We start from the raw sequence: 16,467 nt of genomic DNA, 5'->3' as shown, positions 1-16,467 counted from the left end.
GTGCTCGACAATGGTGTCCACACGGTTGTCCCCGCGGGCGTTACCTGAAATTCATGCCCGGCGGGAACCTCTGACATGGCTCGGTACGTACTATTACCGGCCACCTGTTCTCAAAATCCACAGGCTTACCTTGCGCCACGGGGGAGTTTTATGCGTCATTTCGGGCACATCGCCCCTGAGGTGCGGCAACACCTCTTCCATCGCGAGCCCTGCGCGTTCGACGCGGAATCGCCGGCCCGGCTGCTCTCCGCGGCCCTGGGCGCCACGCTGTACAGCCCGGCCACCCGGCCCCGGCTGGCCGACGACATCGTCAAGCAGACCAGTCGCGGCGTGGTCTCGATGGTGCTGTGCCTGGAGGACTCCATCGGTGACGAGGACGTCGCCGCGGGTGAGGAGAACCTGGTCCGGCAGTTCGCCGACCTCGCCGCCCGCGAGGACGTCGAGCCGCCCCTGCTCTTCATCCGCGTGCGCACGCCCGAGCAGATCCCCGACCTCGTCCAGCGCCTCGGCAGGACGGTCCGGCTGCTGTCCGGGTTCGTCTTCCCCAAGTTCACCGAGGAGCGCGGCATCCCCTTCCTGGAGGCCCTCGCCGGCGCCGAGCAGGCGAGCGGCCGCCGGCTCTTCGGCATGCCCGTCCTGGAGACGCCCGAGCTGATGTACCGCGAGTCGCGCGTCGACGCCCTGGAGGGCATCGCCCGTGCCGTCGACAAGTACCGCGACCGCGTCCTCGCCCTGCGCCTCGGCGTCACCGACTTCTGCTCCTCGTACGGCCTGCGCAGAGCCCCCGACATGACGGCCTACGACGTCCAGATCGTCGCCTCCGTGATCGCCGACGTGGTCAACATGCTGGGCCGCGCCGACGGCACCGGGTTCACCGTGACCGGCCCCGTCTGGGAGTACTTCCGCGTTCCCGAGCGCATGTTCAAGCCGCTGCTGCGGACCAGCCCCTTCCTGGAGGGGCAGGCGGTGGAACTGCGCGAGAAACTGATAGAGCACGCCATGGACGGGCTGCTGCGGGAGATCTCCCTCGACCATGCCAACGGCCTGCTGGGCAAGACCTGCATCCACCCCTCCCACGTGCCGGCGGTGCACGCGCTGTCCGTCGTCAGTCACGAGGAGTACAGCGACGCGGCCGACATCCTGCGGCCCGAGCGGGGCGGCGGAGGCGTCCTGCGCTCGCAGTACACGAACAAGATGAACGAGGTGAAGCCGCACCGCGCCTGGGCCGAGCGGACCATGCTGCGCGCGGAGGTCTTCGGCGTCGCCAACGAGGACGTCAGCTTCGTCGACCTGCTCGCCGCCGGTATACCCGGCTGAAGCTCCGATTCAAGGGACGCATGAACAACGCAGTGAACAGCAGGGTGCCGGACACCATCTGGTCCGGCACCTGGGTCGCCGAGCGCCTCGGGGTCGAACTCGTCGGCGACGAGGGCCTGACCGACCTGCTCGGCCTGGCCCTGCGCCGCAACCCCAAGCGGGCCCACCTCCTCGTCTCCCACGTGCTCGGCAAGCACGTACCGCAGTCGCCGACGGTGGTGTACAGCCATGGCTTCACCCTCGGCCGCAGGGTGCGGGAGCTGCTCGCGGAGGAAGCGGCCACCGCGGTCGTCCTGGGCTACGCGGAGACGGCGACGGGTCTCGGTCACTCCGTCGCCGACGGCCTGGGCCTCGCCCCCTATCTGCACTCCACGCGCCGCCCGGTCGCCGGCGTCGCCCCGGCGGGCGGCTTCGAGGAATCCCACTCGCACGCGACGTCCCACCTGCTGCTGCCGGAGGACGCGGGGCTGCTGGCCGGTGACGGTCCCCTGGTGCTGGTCGACGACGAGTTCTCCACGGGCAACACGGTCCTGAACACCATCAGGGACCTGCACGAGCGCTATCCGCGCCGACGGTATGTGGTGGTGGCGCTGGTGGACATGCGCTCGGAGGCGGACGCGGGACGGCTGGAGGAGTTCGCGCGGGAGATAGACGCCAGAGTGGACTTGGTGGCGGCGGCCTCGGGGAACGTACGGCTGCCGGAGGGAGTACTGGAGAAGGGCCAAGCCCTTGTAGCGGAGTTCGAGACCGCCCACCCAGGGGCGCGGGGTAGTACTGAATGTGCGGCTACCGCCGCGCGGGCGCCATCAACCCCCACCGGCCCGCAGCCGACCTTCAACCGCGTCGACCTCCACTGGCCCCACGGGCTCCCCGACGGCGGACGCCACGGCTTCACCCCGGCCCACCGGGCCCGTCTCGAAGCCGCCCTGCCCGAGATGACCGCCCGCCTCGCCGAGGCCATCCCGGCGGACGCCCACCGCATCCACATACTCGGCTTCGAAGAGCTGATGTACGCGCCCTTGAGGCTCGCCCGCGAGCTGGAGCAGGTCGCGGGAGGCGCCGAGGTCACCTACTCCACCACCACCCGCTCACCCGTCCTGGCCGTCGACGACCCCGGCTACGCGATACGCAGCCGTATCGCCTTCCCGGCCCACGACACCCCCGCCGACGGTCCCGGCGACCGCTACGCGTACAACATCGCCGGCGCCGGATTCGACGTCGTGGTCGCCGTGGTCGACTCCACCGCCGACACCCCCGAACTGCACGCCCCCGACGGCCTGTTGGCGCAGCTGGCCGAAACCGCCCCGCACATACTGCTCGCGGTCGTCCCCTCGTACGTCCCCTCGTACGTTCCCGAAAGGCCCTCCATGCTCCCCGAGCCCCTCCGCGGCCCCGCCTTCTCCTCGTACGCCCCCGACGAGGTCGGCTGGCTGCTCCAGGACCTGTCGGACGTGACGCTGGAGGCGCCGACCGAGGAGCGCGAGGAAGCCATCCAGAGCGGCGGCGCGCACTACGCGGAGTCGCTGCCGGTGGAGTACCAGCCCAGCGAGCAGTACCAGCAGCTCTTCCACACCGCCCTGGACGCGTCCGCGGCGCGGCTCGCGCAGGCCGTGGGTGCCGTGACGGAGATCGTGCTCGAAGAGCGCTCGCCCCGGCCCGTCCTCGTCTCGCTCGCCCGCGCCGGAACCCCCGTCGGCGTCCTGATGCGCCGCTGGGCCCAGTTCCGGCACGGCCTCGACCTGCCCCACTACGCCGTCTCGATCGTCCGCGGCCGCGGCATCGACGCCAACGCGCTGCGCTGGCTCGCCGCCCACCACGACCCGGCCGACGTCGTCTTCGTCGACGGCTGGACCGGCAAGGGCGCCATCACCCGTGAACTCGCGGACGCCGTCAAGGAGTTCGAGGCGGCGGGCGGCGCCACCGGCTTCGACCCGGAGATCGCGGTCCTCGCCGACCCGGGCTCGTGCGTGAAGACGTACGGCACCCGCGAGGACTTCCTCATCCCCTCCGCCTGCCTCAACTCCACTGTCTCCGGCCTGATCTCCCGCACCGTCCTGCGTGCGGACCTGGTCGGTCCGGACGACTTCCACGGCGCGAAGTTCTACCGCGAACTCGCCGGAGCCGACGTCTCCGTGGACTTCCTGGACGCGGTCTCCGCCACCTTCCCGGAGGTCGTGGACTCGGTGGAGCAGCAGGTCAAGGAGCTGATGTCCGGTGACCGCGAGCCCACTTGGGAGGGCTGGGCGGCCGTCGAACGCATCAGTGAGGAGTACGGCATCCACGACGTGAACCTCGTCAAGCCCGGCGTCGGCGAGACCACCCGGGTGCTGCTGCGCCGCGTGCCCTGGAAGATCCTCGCGAAGGCCGGTGCGGGCACCGACCTCGACCACGTACGGCTGTTGGCCGAGCAGAGAGGCGTACCGGTGGAAGAGGTGGCCGAACTGCCGTACACCTGCGTGGGGTTGATCCACCCCAAGTACACGCGGGGCGCGACCGGCGCCGACGGCAAGGCGGTGGCGGTCTGATGCCGGTGCTGGTGGCGAGCGACCTCGACCGTACGCTCATCTACTCCTCGGCGGCCCTCGCGCTGACCATGCCGGACGCGCGGGCGCCGCGGCTGCTCTGCGTCGAGGTGCACGAGAGCAAGCCGCTGTCGTACATGACGGAGACGGCGGCCGGACTGCTGGGCGACCTCGGTGACGCGGCGGTGTTCGTACCGACGACGACCCGGACCCGCAAGCAGTACCAGCGCATCAACCTGCCCGGCCCGGCGCCCACGTACGCCATCTGCGCCAACGGCGGCCATCTGCTGGTGGACGGCGTCACGGACGCCGACTGGCACGCCCGCGTCCAGGCCCGGCTGGCCGACGAGTGCGCGCCGCTGGACGAGGTGCGCGAGCATCTGCTGCGCACCGCCGACCCGGTGTGGGTGCGCAAGCACCGGGTCGCCGAGGACCTCTTCGCTTACCTCGTCGTCGAGCGCGAGCTGCTGCCCGAGGACTGGGTGAAGGAGCTCGCGGTGTGGGCGGAGAACCGCGGCTGGACGGTCTCCCTCCAGGGCCGCAAGATCTACGCCGTCCCGAAGCCGCTGACGAAGAGCGCGGCGATGCGGGAGGTGGCGCGCAGGACGGGGGCGGAGCTGACGCTGGCGGCCGGTGACTCCTTGCTGGACGCGGATCTGCTGCTGGCCGCGGACAGGGGCTGGCGGCCGGGACACGGGGAGCTGGCGGAGGCGGAGTGGGCAGCGCCGACGATCAGCGCTCTGCCTGAGAGGGGCGTATTGGCCGGGGAGCGCATTCTGCGGGAGTTCCTGAAAGCAACGCGGCTGTAAACGCCCTGTCTTCAGGGGCGCGGGGCTGCACTGAATTTGCGGCTACCGCCGGGCGGGCGCGACCAACCCCCACTCACCCGCGCCCGACAACGCACCCGGCTGCCTAGCCGCAACACCCTCCACCGCAACAACCGCCGCCGGCCTTGGGCGCCGGCGCCGCACTCGCCGTACCCCCCACCGCCACCGTCGACAACAACTTCACCGTGTCCTCATGCCCCGCAGGGCACGTGGCCGGCGCCGAGGACTCAGCCATCGGCCGGCTCAACTCAAACGTGTCGCCGCAACTCCGGCAGCGGTACTCATAACGAGGCATGCGCACAGGTTAACCGCGCCTCAGTGCCCGGCCCCCCGCTCGTCCCGGATCTGCGCGACCACCCGAGCCACCGCCTGCCGCACCGCCTCCGTCTCGGTGAGGAAGTGCCAGTAGTCGGGGTGCCGCCCCTCCAGCGTGCCGATCGCCCGGTCAAGGCGGGCCACCGACTCGTCCAGCGGGCGGGCGTGCCGGGGGTCGGGCGTGTTGCGTCCGGTCATCGCCAGCCGCTGCGCGTCCCGGATGGCGAACCGCGTCCGGTCGATCTCCTGCTGGGGGTCCTTCTGCACGGCGTTGAGCCGGCGCAGCCGGTCACCGGCCGCCGACACGGACTCGTCCGTCGAGTTCAGCAGCGCCCGCACCGTGGACAGCAGGGCCGTCGCGTCCGGCCACCGCTGGGCGTCCCGCGCGGCCCGCGCCTCGGTGAGCTTCAGTTCGGCCTGCCGTACGTTCTCCACGGCCTGGTCGGGAACCTGCTGGAGGTCCTGCCAGCAGGCCGCGGAGAAGCGTCGCCGCAGCTCGCTGAGGACCGGCTCGACCTGACCGGCACGGGTGGTGAGTGCTTGCGCGCGGGTGCGGAGCGAGACGAGCCGGTGGTCGATCTCGGCGGCCTTCTCCGGCAGCCGCTCGGCCTCCACGCGGACCGCCTCGGCCTCCCGGGCGACGCGCTCGGCACGCTCCAGGGTCTGCGGGACGCCATGCGCCCCGGCGCCCTGGTTGAGCTTGGTCAGCTCGGGGCCGAGGGAGGCGAGCCGGGCGGCGAGGTCGTCGGCCTTCAGGCCCGACTGCCGTACCGCGTCGAGGGCGTTGGACGCCGCCAGCAGTCCCTGCCGGGCCCGCTCCACCGCCGGGGCGAGCCGGGCCAGTTGGGTCTCGGCCTTGCCGAGCAGCGGCCCGAGGCCGTCCGCGAACCGGTCGAGATCCTGCTTGACCCGTCCGAGCTCGTCCTTGGCGGCGGTCAGCTCGGTGCGGGCGCGGGCCGCGACCGACGCCTCCAGGTCGTCGCGGTCGAGGTCATGGGCGTCGACGGCGTTGATGTACTGATGGCTGGCCTCGTCGATGCGGCGGCCCAGCGCCTCGAAGTCGGAGACGGCCCGGCGGGCGGCGGGGGAGTCGTCGACGGCCGTGATGGTCTCTATCGAGATCCGCAGGTCGCGCTGGGCGGTGTCCAGCTCGTAGAACGCGGCCGCGGCGGCGTCCTTCGCGGCCTGCGCCTCGGCCCGCTGGTTCTCGGCCCGGCCGCCGAACCAGCGGCGGGTGCCGCCGCCGGCGAACGCCGCGGGCAGCGCGAGGGCGGCGGCCAGGGGCAGGGCGAGAAGGGTGAGGGTGTCGCGCAGCGCGGAGTGGGTGCGCGGCGCCGACGACGAGTGCGGTTGTGCCGGCGAGTACGGCTGTGCTGGTGTCGCCGTCACATCCCTCTCCCGTGCTGTGTCCGTCCTGGCCCGGTTGCCATTCTCCCACCGGTTAAGGACGAACACACGGGCCCGTTAGTTCGCGGTCCTGACGGTGACTTTGCCGTCGCCGGTGTGTGCGGAGACGACGTGCGAGCTGGACTCGTCGCGTGGGACGGAGACGTCCACCCCGCCGTCGCCGGTCTCGGTCGAGACGCGGTAGGTGGCCTTGGGCAGTTCGACGGTGACGGAGCCGTCCCCGCTGCGGGACTCCACCAGGTCCGGTACGGCGCCCAGTTCGAGGTGGACGGAGCCGTCACCGGTGCGGGTGCGCACCTTGTGGGAGGTGACCTCCGCGCGCACGGAGCCGTCGCCGGTCTTCAGGTCGAGCGGGCCGCTGGAGTCGGTGACATGGACGGACCCGTCGCCGGTGCTGATGGTCAGCGGGGCCTCGAAGCCCCGCGCCCGCACGCTGCCGTCCCCGTCCTCGACCTGCACGGCGATCCCGCGCGGCACCTCGATGCGGTGCTTGGCCGCGCAGTCGGCGACGACGCCGGTGCAGTGCATCCGCAGTTTGAGCCGGTCGTCCTTCATGGACCAGGTGACCTCGGGGTCCTTGCCGAGCGCGACGGACCCCTGGAACCAGCGCGTGACCTCGACCGTCCTCGCCTTGGCGGCGTCGACGGCGACGATCTCCAGCGCGGAGTCGTCCGAGTCGATGGTGAGGGTGTCGCCGTGCAGGGTGAAGGCCCGCTGGTCGGGATGTTTGTCGTCCCCCGCGGAGGCCCCGCACGCGCTGACGGCCCCGATGAGAGCGACGGCCCCTGCGGCGAGGACGGCGCGGGCGGTGACGGAACGACGGGTCATGAGAGTCTCCCCCTGAAGGCCCCTGAAGGCACTGACAAGCCTCTTCGACCGTACGGACCGCGGGGCGGCCGGGGGATCCGGGACGCTCCCGGATACAGGGTGGGGAAAACCCCCGGAAGAACCCTGACCGCATCCGGTTTGCAGGACAGTGCCCCGGGCAATGTAGGCTGTCGACTCGTCCTGAGCGCGGCTCGGGGTGCGGGTGCGTAGCTCAGGGGTAGAGCGCCTGCCTTACAAGCAGGATGTCGGCGGTTCGAAACCGTCCGCGCCCACCAGCGTGCAGGGGACCCCGGCCGACAGCGGCCGGGGTCCCCTGCGTTTCGTCACTGCGTTTCGTCCCGTGCGTGCTTCAGGTTCATCCGCGCGTCCACGCGTTCCCCCGCCGCGACCTCCGCCCAGAAGCGGTGGCCGCTGACGAAGACGGCGAGTTCGTGTTCGCGTTGGCGGAGCTTCTCCACCTCCGCCTGTTCGTCGGCCGTCCAGCCGGGTGAGGCGGGACGTTCCACCTTGCGCCAGCCGGCGGTGTCGCTGAATCCGTCCAGGGGCTCGACCGACCAGGGCAGCCTTTTGAGCAGGGCCGACAGCTCGGCCCTGACCTGATGCAGCTCCTCCTGACCGGCGAGGAGGTCACTCGGAAAGTCATAGGTCGTAGCCACGGCGCAATGCTACGCCTGTTCGATTTAGGGGTGCGAGTTTCTTCAGTGGGTTCATGCGAACGGGTGTGGCAGCCGCGGCGGGCCCGGTGGCGGGGGCGGGCGCCGCTGCCAGGATCGGGCGTATGAAAAGTCCTCTCACCTACCAGGACACCCTCTTCGTCAACTTCCGGCACTTCACGTTCCCCGAGGGATCGGGGCACGGATTCCGCTGGGTGGACATCAAGCGGTTCCGGCTGGCGGTCGAGCCCCCGGCCGACCGTGACCTGCTCGCCGCGCTGATCGCGCGGCCCGAGTTCCGGGACCTCTACGACGGCTCGGGGATCTGGCAGGACCTACGGCACGGGCGGTGGTGGGTGGACCGGATCGGCCCGGAGGCATATCTGCCGGTCGACGCGGAGGGCGCGCACGGTGTCGTCCGGAGCTGGGCCGACGGGCTCGGCCCGGTGCCCGCCGCGCTGGACGAGCGGCTGGAGGAGACGGTCTACGGGCCCGCCCGGCGGGCGAGCGGCCGGTACGTCCTCGGGGAGCTTCCCGAGGACGCCCGGCACGACTACGCACAGGTCCACATCGAGTTCCACGAACTCGTCCTCGTCGACCGCGCCCTCGGCGTCCTGTCGCTCGTGGTCGCGGCCGACGACTGACTCGCCGCGTCTCAGTGACCGGCCGCCCGCAGCTCCGTCACCAGGCGGGTCGCCACCGGGACCGGCACCCCGGAGCGCTCCGCCGCGCGCAGCAACGCCCCGCCGATCGCGTCGAGTTCGAGGGGGTGGCCCGCCTCGGCGTCGCGCTGCATGGACGACTTGGTCTGCGGCGGGAACGCGTCGTAGCGGGCGAGGGCCTGCGCCGGGTCCACCGCGGCGCCCGACGCGCGGCTGACCGCGGCGGTCTCCTCGACCAGGGCGGTCAACTCCTCGCGATGCCGCGTGCGGATGTCGCCCAGCGGGAGCGCGTACCGCGTGGTGAGCAGGGCGAGTGGGGCGAGGAACGCCATCTTGGCCCACAGCGCCGAGGCCTCGTCCGGCAGGACCCGGGTGGTCGGCCCGGCCGCGTCCAGCGCCGCCGCCAGCGTCTCCAGGCGGTCCTTCGCCACCTTGTCGCCGCTCAGGTCGATCTCCGCGAGGGGGCTGCCGTGGACGATCTCCCCCGGCGCCATGCGTGTCGACTCCGTCCGGATCACCGCCGGGGCCACCGCCTCGTCGCCGTAGCGGGCCCGCAGCGCCGCCGGGTGCTCCACGCCGTTCAGGAACGGTACGAGGAGCGCGTCGCCCAGCGCCGCGGGCGGGACGCGGTCCAGCGCCGCGGCGAGCGCGGTGTGCTTGACCGCCACCAGACAGGCGTCGACGGGTGTGCGCAGCTCGGTGTCCGCCTCCACCGCGGCCGTGAAGTCACCGTACGGGCCGCTGCGGACATGGATGCCGGTCGTCCGCAGCGCGGCGGCCGTCTCGTCCCCGGCCAGGCAGAGCACCCGGTGCCCGTCCCGGGCCAGCAGTCCGGCGAGCAGGCCGCCGATGCCCCCCGGGCCCAGGACGGCCACGGTCAGTTTCTGGTCGTGCGTCGTCACACGAACTCCCTTCGTCGGTCGACCCCTTGAGTGGTGGCCGCCTCGCGACGGATCATCGCAGACGTCACAGCCGTACGGTCTCCCCGGGCTCGGGCAGGTGCAGCCGCTCGGTCAGGCCCGCCTCCGCGAACGCCTTCGTCAGCGTCGGGCCGTCCTGCGTGAAGTGGCCCCAGTGCTCGAAGTGCAGCGGTACGACATGACGGGCGCCCAGGATCACGGCCGCCTCCGCCGCCCGCTCGCTGGTCAGGGTGAGCGGGGCGTCCGGCACGACGGGGGTGCGGGCCGCTCCCGCGAACAGCACGGCCACGTCGACGGGGCCCTCGCGGTCGGCGATCTCGCGGACCAGGTCCAGGTCGGCGTTGTCGCCGCTGACGTAGACCTTCGGCAGCCCCGCCCCGGACAGGACGAAGCCGGTGACCTCGCCGACGAGGGGTTCGGAACCCTTGGGGCCGTGCAGGGCGGGGACGGCGGTGACGCGGACGCCGCCGACCTCCGTGTGCTCCCAGGCGGGCAGGGCGCGCACGGGGGCGCCGATCCGGTCGTACGCCGAGGCCGTGGACAGGACCAGAGGCGCGGACTCGAGGAACGTCCGGCCCGTCGTGTCCAGGTTGTCCGGGTGCTGGTCGTGGGAGAGCAGGACGGCGTCCACCGGGGCGAGGTCGGCCGCTCGCACCGCCGGGCCGGTCTTCTTCACCAGCGTGCGGGAGCCGAGGTCGTACTCGCCGGGCGCGTCGAAGGTCGGGTCGGTCAGCAGGCGCACCCCGCCGAGCGTGATGAGAGAGGTCGGGCCGCCGACGTAAAGGATCTCCACGGAAGTCATGTACTGCACAATCCGGCCGACGCCCCGCGCTATTCCTGCGGCCGGGCCACACTGGAGGCATGTGCCGCAGTATCAAGACCCTTCGCCCGCCCGTGTTGCCCGAGGAGGCGACCGAGGACGAGATCCGGGCCGCCGCCCTCCAGTACGTGCGGAAGGTGTCCGGCTTCCGGGCGCCCGCCGCGCACAACCAGGAGGTGTTCGACCGGGCCGTCGACGCGATCGCCGAGGCCACGGCCGAACTGCTGGCCGGCCTGGAGGTGCGCGGGGCGGCCGCGCGGAAGGCGGGGTAGTTACGCGGGCTGGCGGCGCATCACGTACGCCGCGCCGGCGCCCGCGCCGAACAGGGCCAGCACCGACACGCCGGTCGCCAGCCAGGTCGTGCCCAGCCACCGGCCGCCGTAGTAGCCGAGGGCGACGCTGTACGCCGCCCAGGCCAGGCCCGCCAGTGCGGACCAGGGCAGGAACTCGCGGATGCGGCGGTGCGCGGCGCCCGCGACGAAGGAGACGACCGAGCGGCCGGCCGGGGCGAAGCGGGCGAGGACGACCAGCGGGCCGCCGCCGCGGGCGAGGGCCGAGCCGAGACGTTCCTGCGCGGTGGTCAGCCGGCGGGAGCGGGCGATGGCGCGGTCGAGGCGGTCGCCGCCGCGCCAGGCCAGCCGGTACGCCACCAGGTCGCCGAGGACGGACGCGGTGGCGGCGCAGAGGGTGAGCAGCAGGATGTCCGGGACGTCGGCCGGGACCTTGCCGGCGGCGGTGCCCGCGGCCGCGGCGGTGGCGGCCGTGATGACGAGGACGCCGCTGGGCAGGACCGGCAGGAACACGTCGAGCAGGACCGACGCGGCCACCAGCGCGTAGATCCATGGGCTGCCGATCAGCGCGCCCACACTCCCGAGATTCTCGAACACCGTCACTCCCCGTTTCCCCCCGTAACAGCCACACAGCGTACGCGGGGGGTGTGACAGGAGGCTCATGGGGGCGCGTGTGTCCTGCCCGGGTTGTTCACACCGCTGACACGTTCCGGGTGCTTTCGAGAGGGGAGGCGTCCGTCGCGAACGGCGCCCGTCCGGTGGGGACGGGCGCCGTCGTGGAGCGGGTGGGTCAGGCGGCCACGGGCGCCTTGTCCGTGGCCGGTCGCCCGGCGGCGGCCGGTGAGCGCTTCGCGAGCAGCCGGTCGAGGCCGAAGGCGCCGGAGCCGGTGAACACGAGCAGCAGGAAGGCCCAGCAGAACATCGCCGAGGCCTCGCCGCCGTTCTCCATCGGCCACAGCGCGCCGGGCTGATGGACCTTGAAGTACGCGTACGCCATGGAGCCCGAGGCGATGAACGCGGCGGCCCGGGTGCCCAGGCCGAGCAGGACGAGCGAGCCGCCGACGAGCTGGATCACGGCCGCGTACCAGCCCGGCCAGGTGCCGGCCGAGACACTGCTCATGCCGAGGACGCCGAAGAGCGAGGCGGCGCCGTGGCAGGTGAAGAGCAGTCCGACGACGATACGGAACAGGCCGAGGACGTACGGCTGGGCGCTGTTGAGGCGTCCGGTCATGTGGGGAGTACTCCTACGGTCGGACCGGTCCGTGGGGAGGACCGGTGTGGGGACAGATCCGTGCGAGCACTCCACGCTAGGCGGGCCTAATCGATGCTTGCAAGTTCAACATTTGGCCACGGATTTGCCTCTGCTTCCGCTTCCGTTTCACCTGTAGCGGCACGTAGAGCGGTGCGAATGGCCTCCCTGGCCACCGCATCGGCATCCGAAAGCGTGACCGAATCCACACCTGGCCGGGCGCCCGCCGCGGTCACCCAGTGCACTCCCTCCGTCGGCACACCGAACGCCAACCTCCTTGTATGCACCGCACCTTGACGGTCAATCAGACGGTAGGGCCGGGCCGTGACGTCCAGTCCGCCCGTCTCGTACCCGTCGACCGTGTGGGCGCGGCACTCCCCGGCCGCCAGCAGTCCGGCGAGCAGGGGGTCGGCGGTGCGTCGCACGTCCGGTTCCGGCAGCCGCGCCTCTATGAGCGTGGTCACATGGACGGCGGACCCGGGGACGTCCGGCGAGTGCGCCACCCAGGCTCCGTCCCTCTCGGCGACCGCCACCCGCGGGCCGAGCACCTCCACCGAGCCCGCCTCCATCAGCGCCACCAGCTCCTCGATACGGCGGCGGGGCGGGCCGATGGAGAGGAACGCGTTGAGCGGCGTGTACCAGCGGTCCAGGTGCTCGCGGCGCGAGACGCCGGTGAGGCCGCCGTGGTCGACGATCAGCCGGAGTTCGTTGCGCAGGTCGCGCAGCACGTCGAGGGCCGCCTTGAGGGGGCCGTCCACATTGCCGAGGGCGGCCTGCGCGGCGTCCTCGCGCAGCTGCGCCAGCAGCCAGGAACGCCACTGGCCGGGGTCGGTGAAGCCGCGGCCCGTATACGGCCGGGAGATCCGGTCCCAGCTCCAGCGGTCGGCGTCCGGAACGCCGAACTCGTCGAGGACCAGCGCCTCTTGGGGGTCGCCGTGCGGGACGGCGAGGAAGCGGTCGGGGAAGTCGGGTCGCCGGGTCAGAGCCGTGTAGTAGACGGTCTCGACCTCCTTCGCGGCCAACGGCCATATCTCCGCGAGGAAGTCGGGCGCCTCACCCGAGTCGGCGCGCTTGCGGAAGCCGGCTATGACCTCCGGGGTGAGCACGAGCGGGGTGTGCCGGCCGTACGGGCCCTTGGCGTTGTCGCCGCGCGCCTGGTACGGGATGCCGCGCCGGGAGCCGGCGTACAGGCGGGGTTCGCGGCCGGAGGGGAGATAGCGCAGGCCGTCCGGGCCGGGGCGGAAGCGGCCGCCGCGACCGGTCGTCAACAGGGCTGTGTGGTCGAAGAAGTTGAGGCCCAGGCCGCGCAACAGCACCGGTTCGCCGGGGCGGATGGCGTCGAGGTCGACGTCGGCGGGGTTGGCGGGCGGGATGTGGCGCAGGCCGTGGCGGGCGGCGTACGCCGCGCTGTGCCGTTCCTCCGGTGTGGGGAGCGTGGGCAGATGGCCCTGGGTGAGGACGACGGCGGTGAGGCCGGTCAGGGTGCGGCCGTTGTCGAGGGTGAGGCGCTGGCGGCCGTCGGGGGTGTCGTCGAGGCGGGTCGCGCGGGCCGCGTGCGTCTCGACGCGGACGGCGGGCGGGGCCTCGCGGACCGTACGGGCGAACACCCACTCCAGGTACCGCCCGTAGTGGGCGCGGGTCGGGTACGCGTCCGGGCCGAGTTCGCCGGCCGCCCACTCGTACAGGCTCGGGCCGGGCCGGATCGGTCCCGAGCAGTCCACGCTGTCGTCGGTGAACAGGGTGACCTGGCAGGCCACGGTGTTCATCAGCAGCTCGGGCGACTGCGCCACCCGCCACACGCTGCCCGCGCCGGGCGGCGCGGGATCCACCACGTGCACGGTCAACCCGACGCCGGGCGGCACGAGTTCGGGCACCGACGCGCACAGCCGCTCCAGGACGCTGGTGCCTCTCGGGCCGGCGCCGACCACGGCGAGGGAGACGGACGACGGCGGCGCGGTCGGTGCGGACAAAAGGGGGACTCCCGGGCGTGGGGGGCGCTGGGCAGGGGCCGCCCGCCGGAAGCGGACGCTCCGCCTCATCATGCCGTCGGGGCCCACAGAAGCCAACGCCGGTCCCGGCCACCCCGCGCGTCCCTCAGGAACCGGTGAGCGCCGACTCCTCCACGGTCTTCAGCACGCCGTTCCCCCGCGCCCGCTCCAGCCGCAGCCGGGCCGAGCGCCCCCGCAGCGTCAGCGTCATCAGCTGGTTGCCGAACCAGGGGCCGCCCGTCCGCCGCCAGACCACCGGCGGGCGCGGACAACCGCCGTGAGCCGCGAACCGGCGGCCCAGCAGCCGGGCCGGCGCACTCCAGCCGAACCGGAAACCGAGGCGTATGGACAGCGGGACGGAGTTGTGGACCGGCGAGCAGGTCAGCTGGAGCACCCGCGCCTGCGGGCCGCCGCCGGAGGGCCACGTGGGCTCGGCCACGTACGCGTGGTGCACGTCCCCCGAGAGCACCAGCACCGTCGCGGGCGCCTCGGGCCCGGACCCCGCCTCCGCGAACAGCGCCGCCAGCGCGTCGAAGGACGCCGGGAACGCCGCCCAGTGCTCCAGGTCGGCCCGGCGCCGCAGATCCTCCCCGAACCGCGCCCAGCGCGCCCCGCGGTCACCCCGGCACAGGGCCGCGTTCCAGGCCTCGGCGTCGTGCACCAGGTGGGGCAGCAGCCAGGGCAGGGAGGTGCCGACGAGGAGATGGTCATACGACTCCCGGTCGGCCAGGGCCTGTTCGCGCAGCCACCGGGCCTCCCCGGGGTCGAGCATCGACCGGTGCTCCTCGTCGAGGACGCGGGCCGCCCGGGTGTCCACCATCAGCAGCCGCACCCGCCCGAAGTCCCGCCGGTAACTCCAGCGCACCGAGGCCGGATCGGCGTCGGCCCGGCACGCGAAGCCGCGCAACTCGTCGGTGCCGTCCGGGTGGTGGCGGACGGCGGCGTAGAGCGGGTCGGTGGCCAGCTCGTCCGGGGTGAGGTTGCCGAGGTGCTGGTACACCCAGTACGACATCAGGCCGCTCAGCAGCCGCTCCCGCCACCACGGGGTGGCCCGCATGTCCGCCAGCCAGGCCGCCGAGGTGTTCCAGTCGTCCGATATGTCGTGGTCGTCGAAGATCATGCACGTGGGCACGGTGGACAACAGCCAGCGCACCTCGGGGTCGAGCCAGGACTCGTAGTAGAGGCGGGTGTACTCCTCGTAGTCCGCGACCTCGCTGCCCGGCGGCTCGCTCAGGTCGCGGCGGGCGGCGAGCCAGCGGCGGGTGGCCGGGGAGGTCTCGTCGGCGTACACCTGGTCGCCCAACAGCACGAGCACGTCCGGGCGTTCGGCGTCCGGGTCGGCGGCGATCCGGGCGGCGAGGGTGTCCAGGGCGTCGGGGCCGACCGGGTCCTTGCCGCCGTCCGGCGGGGCGGCCCAGCGGCAGGAGCCGAAGGTGACGCGGACGGTGTCGCCGTCGGCCGGGGAGTGGAGGGCGGACGGCGGGAAGGGCGAGTCGGGCAGCGGCCACACCCGGGTGCCGTCCAGGAACACCTCGTACGCCTGTGAGGTCCCCGGGGTCAGGCCGGTCACCGGGATCAGGGCGTAGTGGTGGCCGGCGATCTGGAAGGTGCGGATCTCACCGTGCGCGCCCCGGTCGCCGCGCACCTCGGCGGTGCACGGACGGCTCGCCTCGACCCACACGGTCGCGGACGAGCCGTCGGCGTATCTCAGCAGGGGACCCAGGCGCAGTTCGGCCACGCGATCACTCTCCTCCCTTCTCGCGGTCGGTTCGCCTCCGGAGCGCTTTCAGCCGGTGTCGAGAGGACGATCGTGCTCAGCCCTTCGGGCCTCCGCGTGTTCGCCCTCTCGACACCGGCGCGCTCCTACGGCTCACTTCCGGCGTCGCCCCGTACGGTACGGAACGACAGGGGAGGTTGGGGAGGTCCCGGATCAGCAGGCGCTCAGGTAGTTGGTGAGCGCGCTCTTCTCGGCGGAGTCCACGGACAGGTCGTAGTAGTACTTCACCTGGACCCAGGCGCGGACGTAGGTGCAGCGGTACGAGGTGACCGACGGCATCCAGGTGGCCGGGTCCTGGTCGCCCTTGGACTGGTTCACGTTGTCGGTGACCGCGAGGAGCTGGGGGCGGGTGACGTCGTTGGCGAAGGCCTGGCGCTGCGCGGTGGTCCAGGCACTGGCGCCGGAGTCCCAGGCCTCGGCGAGCGGGACCAGGTGGTCGATGTCCAGGTCGGAGGCGGCGGTCCAGGTGGCGCCGTCGTAGGGGGAGTACCAGCTGCCGCTGGTGGCTGCGCAGGAGGAGTCGGTGACGACGTTGGAGCCGTCGCGCTTGAGGATGTACTCGCGCGTGTTGCAGGTGCCGCTGATGGTGATCCACGTCGGGAACAGGTCGCGGTTGTAGCCGGTGCGGTTCTCGGTCGCCACGGTGAGCGAGGCGAGGTAGGTGCGGGCGGTGGCGGCGCTGACCGGCGTGGGGAGGGCGGCGGAGGCGGTCGGGCCGTTGAAAAGTCCGACCGAGGCTATGAGTCCGGTGAACGCCGCGAGTATGCTCAGTCGTCGACGCGCGTAGAACTTCGGCATGCGAACTCCCTGGGGGTGAGGGGGTGTTGGGGCGAGCGGGCGAAGGAATGCTCGCCGCGCCGTGTTGCGGGGAGATGTGCGTCGGGTGAGAAGT

Annotated in this window: 16 protein-coding genes and 1 tRNA gene; 6 read left to right on the top strand and 11 right to left on the bottom strand. The window is 72.4% G+C overall.

Translation table 11 applies throughout. From position 1 onward, the window contains the following. Positions 1-150: 150 nt before the first annotated feature. The 3 genes from EJC51_RS15700 to EJC51_RS15690 are packed head-to-tail and all read left to right on the top strand — an operon-like array spanning position 151 to position 4,648. Positions 151-1,317: an HpcH/HpaI aldolase/citrate lyase family protein gene (locus tag EJC51_RS15700; RefSeq protein WP_126271661.1), complete on the top strand. Its 1,167-nt coding sequence runs from the start codon at positions 151-153 to the stop codon at positions 1,315-1,317. 20 nt (positions 1,318-1,337) lie between these two features. Next, positions 1,338-3,842 (top strand): phosphoribosyltransferase, encoded by a 2,505-nt coding sequence (locus EJC51_RS15695; protein ID WP_126271660.1) that lies wholly within the window; start codon positions 1,338-1,340, stop codon positions 3,840-3,842. After that, positions 3,842-4,648: an HAD family hydrolase gene (locus EJC51_RS15690; RefSeq protein WP_126271659.1), complete on the top strand. Its 807-nt coding sequence runs from the start codon at positions 3,842-3,844 to the stop codon at positions 4,646-4,648. Before EJC51_RS15695 ends, EJC51_RS15690 begins: the two co-directional genes overlap by 1 nt. 103 nt (positions 4,649-4,751) lie before the next feature. Here the strand turns inward: EJC51_RS15690 and EJC51_RS15685 are convergent, their stop codons facing one another. The 3 genes from EJC51_RS15685 to EJC51_RS15675 all read right to left on the bottom strand — a co-directional run bounded on the left by EJC51_RS15685 (position 4,752) and on the right by EJC51_RS15675 (position 7,216). Beyond that, a complete protein-coding gene (locus tag EJC51_RS15685) occupies positions 4,752-4,961 on the bottom strand; it encodes an FmdB family zinc ribbon protein (RefSeq protein ID WP_097273997.1) in 210 nt (69 codons plus the stop codon). Between the two features lie 20 nt (positions 4,962-4,981). Continuing rightward, positions 4,982-6,370 (bottom strand): hypothetical protein, encoded by a 1,389-nt coding sequence (locus EJC51_RS15680; RefSeq protein ID WP_126271658.1) that lies wholly within the window; start codon positions 6,368-6,370, stop codon positions 4,982-4,984. 75 nt (positions 6,371-6,445) lie between these two features. Next, on the bottom strand, positions 6,446-7,216 hold the full coding sequence (locus EJC51_RS15675; RefSeq protein ID WP_126271657.1) for a DUF4097 family beta strand repeat-containing protein: 771 nt from the start codon (positions 7,214-7,216) through the stop codon (positions 6,446-6,448). Positions 7,217-7,416: 200 nt separating this feature from the next. Between EJC51_RS15675 and EJC51_RS15670 the strand changes: the two genes are divergently transcribed. Then, positions 7,417-7,491 (top strand) — tRNA-Val (locus EJC51_RS15670). Positions 7,492-7,539: 48 nt separating this feature from the next. Here EJC51_RS15670 and EJC51_RS15665 read toward each other — a convergent pair. After that, positions 7,540-7,872 carry a hypothetical protein gene (locus EJC51_RS15665; RefSeq protein ID WP_126271656.1) on the bottom strand — a complete coding sequence of 111 codons (333 nt, stop codon included), beginning with the start codon at positions 7,870-7,872 and terminating at the stop codon, positions 7,540-7,542. 122 nt (positions 7,873-7,994) lie between these two features. On the opposite strand from EJC51_RS15665, the gene EJC51_RS15660 reads away from it, so the two are divergent. Next, positions 7,995-8,513: a hypothetical protein gene (locus EJC51_RS15660; protein WP_126271655.1), complete on the top strand. Its 519-nt coding sequence runs from the start codon at positions 7,995-7,997 to the stop codon at positions 8,511-8,513. An 11-nt stretch (positions 8,514-8,524) separates the two neighbouring features. Here the strand turns inward: EJC51_RS15660 and EJC51_RS15655 are convergent, their stop codons facing one another. Together EJC51_RS15655 and EJC51_RS15650 are read right to left on the bottom strand one after the other, a co-directional pair. Further along, positions 8,525-9,433 carry a ketopantoate reductase family protein gene (locus EJC51_RS15655; RefSeq protein WP_126271654.1) on the bottom strand — a complete coding sequence of 303 codons (909 nt, stop codon included), beginning with the start codon at positions 9,431-9,433 and terminating at the stop codon, positions 8,525-8,527. 64 nt (positions 9,434-9,497) lie between these two features. Further along, entirely contained in the window at positions 9,498-10,253 is a 756-nt protein-coding gene (locus EJC51_RS15650) for an MBL fold metallo-hydrolase (protein ID WP_126271653.1), read from the bottom strand. A 59-nt stretch (positions 10,254-10,312) separates the two neighbouring features. On the opposite strand from EJC51_RS15650, the gene EJC51_RS15645 reads away from it, so the two are divergent. Continuing rightward, positions 10,313-10,543, top strand: coding sequence for a DUF2277 domain-containing protein (locus EJC51_RS15645; protein WP_126271652.1), 231 nt, complete (start codon positions 10,313-10,315; stop codon positions 10,541-10,543). Here the strand turns inward: EJC51_RS15645 and EJC51_RS15640 are convergent, their stop codons facing one another. The 5 genes from EJC51_RS15640 to EJC51_RS15620 form a co-directional block, all read right to left on the bottom strand. Next, complete coding sequence (locus tag EJC51_RS15640; RefSeq protein ID WP_126271651.1) at positions 10,544-11,158, bottom strand: DedA family protein; 615 nt, start codon at positions 11,156-11,158, stop codon at positions 10,544-10,546. Positions 11,159-11,351: 193 nt separating this feature from the next. Next, the gene (locus EJC51_RS15635; RefSeq protein ID WP_126271650.1) at positions 11,352-11,792 is read right to left on the bottom strand and encodes a DoxX family protein; all 441 of its coding nucleotides are present in this window, start codon (positions 11,790-11,792) and stop codon (positions 11,352-11,354) included. Positions 11,793-11,878: 86 nt separating this feature from the next. Then, positions 11,879-13,849: an FAD/NAD(P)-binding protein gene (locus EJC51_RS15630; RefSeq protein WP_126276966.1), complete on the bottom strand. Its 1,971-nt coding sequence runs from the start codon at positions 13,847-13,849 to the stop codon at positions 11,879-11,881. A 55-nt stretch (positions 13,850-13,904) separates the two neighbouring features. Continuing rightward, positions 13,905-15,536 carry an alkaline phosphatase D family protein gene (locus tag EJC51_RS15625; RefSeq protein WP_126271649.1) on the bottom strand — a complete coding sequence of 544 codons (1,632 nt, stop codon included), beginning with the start codon at positions 15,534-15,536 and terminating at the stop codon, positions 13,905-13,907. 192 nt (positions 15,537-15,728) lie between these two features. Then, on the bottom strand, positions 15,729-16,373 hold the full coding sequence (locus EJC51_RS15620; protein WP_126271648.1) for an HNH endonuclease family protein: 645 nt from the start codon (positions 16,371-16,373) through the stop codon (positions 15,729-15,731). Between the last annotated feature and the right edge of the window lie 94 nt (positions 16,374-16,467).

The organism is Streptomyces aquilus, from assembly GCF_003955715.1.
Taxonomy (GTDB): domain Bacteria; phylum Actinomycetota; class Actinomycetes; order Streptomycetales; family Streptomycetaceae; genus Streptomyces; species Streptomyces aquilus.
Note: the sequence above shows the minus strand (reverse complement) of the source record. Positions and strands in the feature narration are given on the sequence as shown.

Bases quoted from the DNA above. Each gene is read 5' to 3' on its own strand.
- EJC51_RS15700 (WP_126271661.1), top strand. From the start codon at position 151: ATGCGTCATTTCGGGCACATCGCCCCTGAGGTGCGGCAACACCTCTTC.
- EJC51_RS15695 (WP_126271660.1), top strand. From the start codon at position 1,338: ATGAACAACGCAGTGAACAGCAGGGTGCCGGACACCATCTGGTCCGGC.
- EJC51_RS15690 (WP_126271659.1), top strand. From the start codon at position 3,842: ATGCCGGTGCTGGTGGCGAGCGACCTCGACCGTACGCTCATCTACTCC.
- EJC51_RS15685 (WP_097273997.1), bottom strand. From the start codon at position 4,961: ATGCCTCGTTATGAGTACCGCTGCCGGAGTTGCGGCGACACGTTTGAG.
- EJC51_RS15675 (WP_126271657.1), bottom strand. From the start codon at position 7,216: ATGACCCGTCGTTCCGTCACCGCCCGCGCCGTCCTCGCCGCAGGGGCC.
- EJC51_RS15660 (WP_126271655.1), top strand. From the start codon at position 7,995: ATGAAAAGTCCTCTCACCTACCAGGACACCCTCTTCGTCAACTTCCGG.
- EJC51_RS15650 (WP_126271653.1), bottom strand. From the start codon at position 10,253: ATGACTTCCGTGGAGATCCTTTACGTCGGCGGCCCGACCTCTCTCATC.
- EJC51_RS15645 (WP_126271652.1), top strand. From the start codon at position 10,313: ATGTGCCGCAGTATCAAGACCCTTCGCCCGCCCGTGTTGCCCGAGGAG.
- EJC51_RS15635 (WP_126271650.1), bottom strand. From the start codon at position 11,792: ATGACCGGACGCCTCAACAGCGCCCAGCCGTACGTCCTCGGCCTGTTC.
- EJC51_RS15630 (WP_126276966.1), bottom strand. From the start codon at position 13,849: ATGAGGCGGAGCGTCCGCTTCCGGCGGGCGGCCCCTGCCCAGCGCCCC.
- EJC51_RS15620 (WP_126271648.1), bottom strand. From the start codon at position 16,373: ATGCCGAAGTTCTACGCGCGTCGACGACTGAGCATACTCGCGGCGTTC.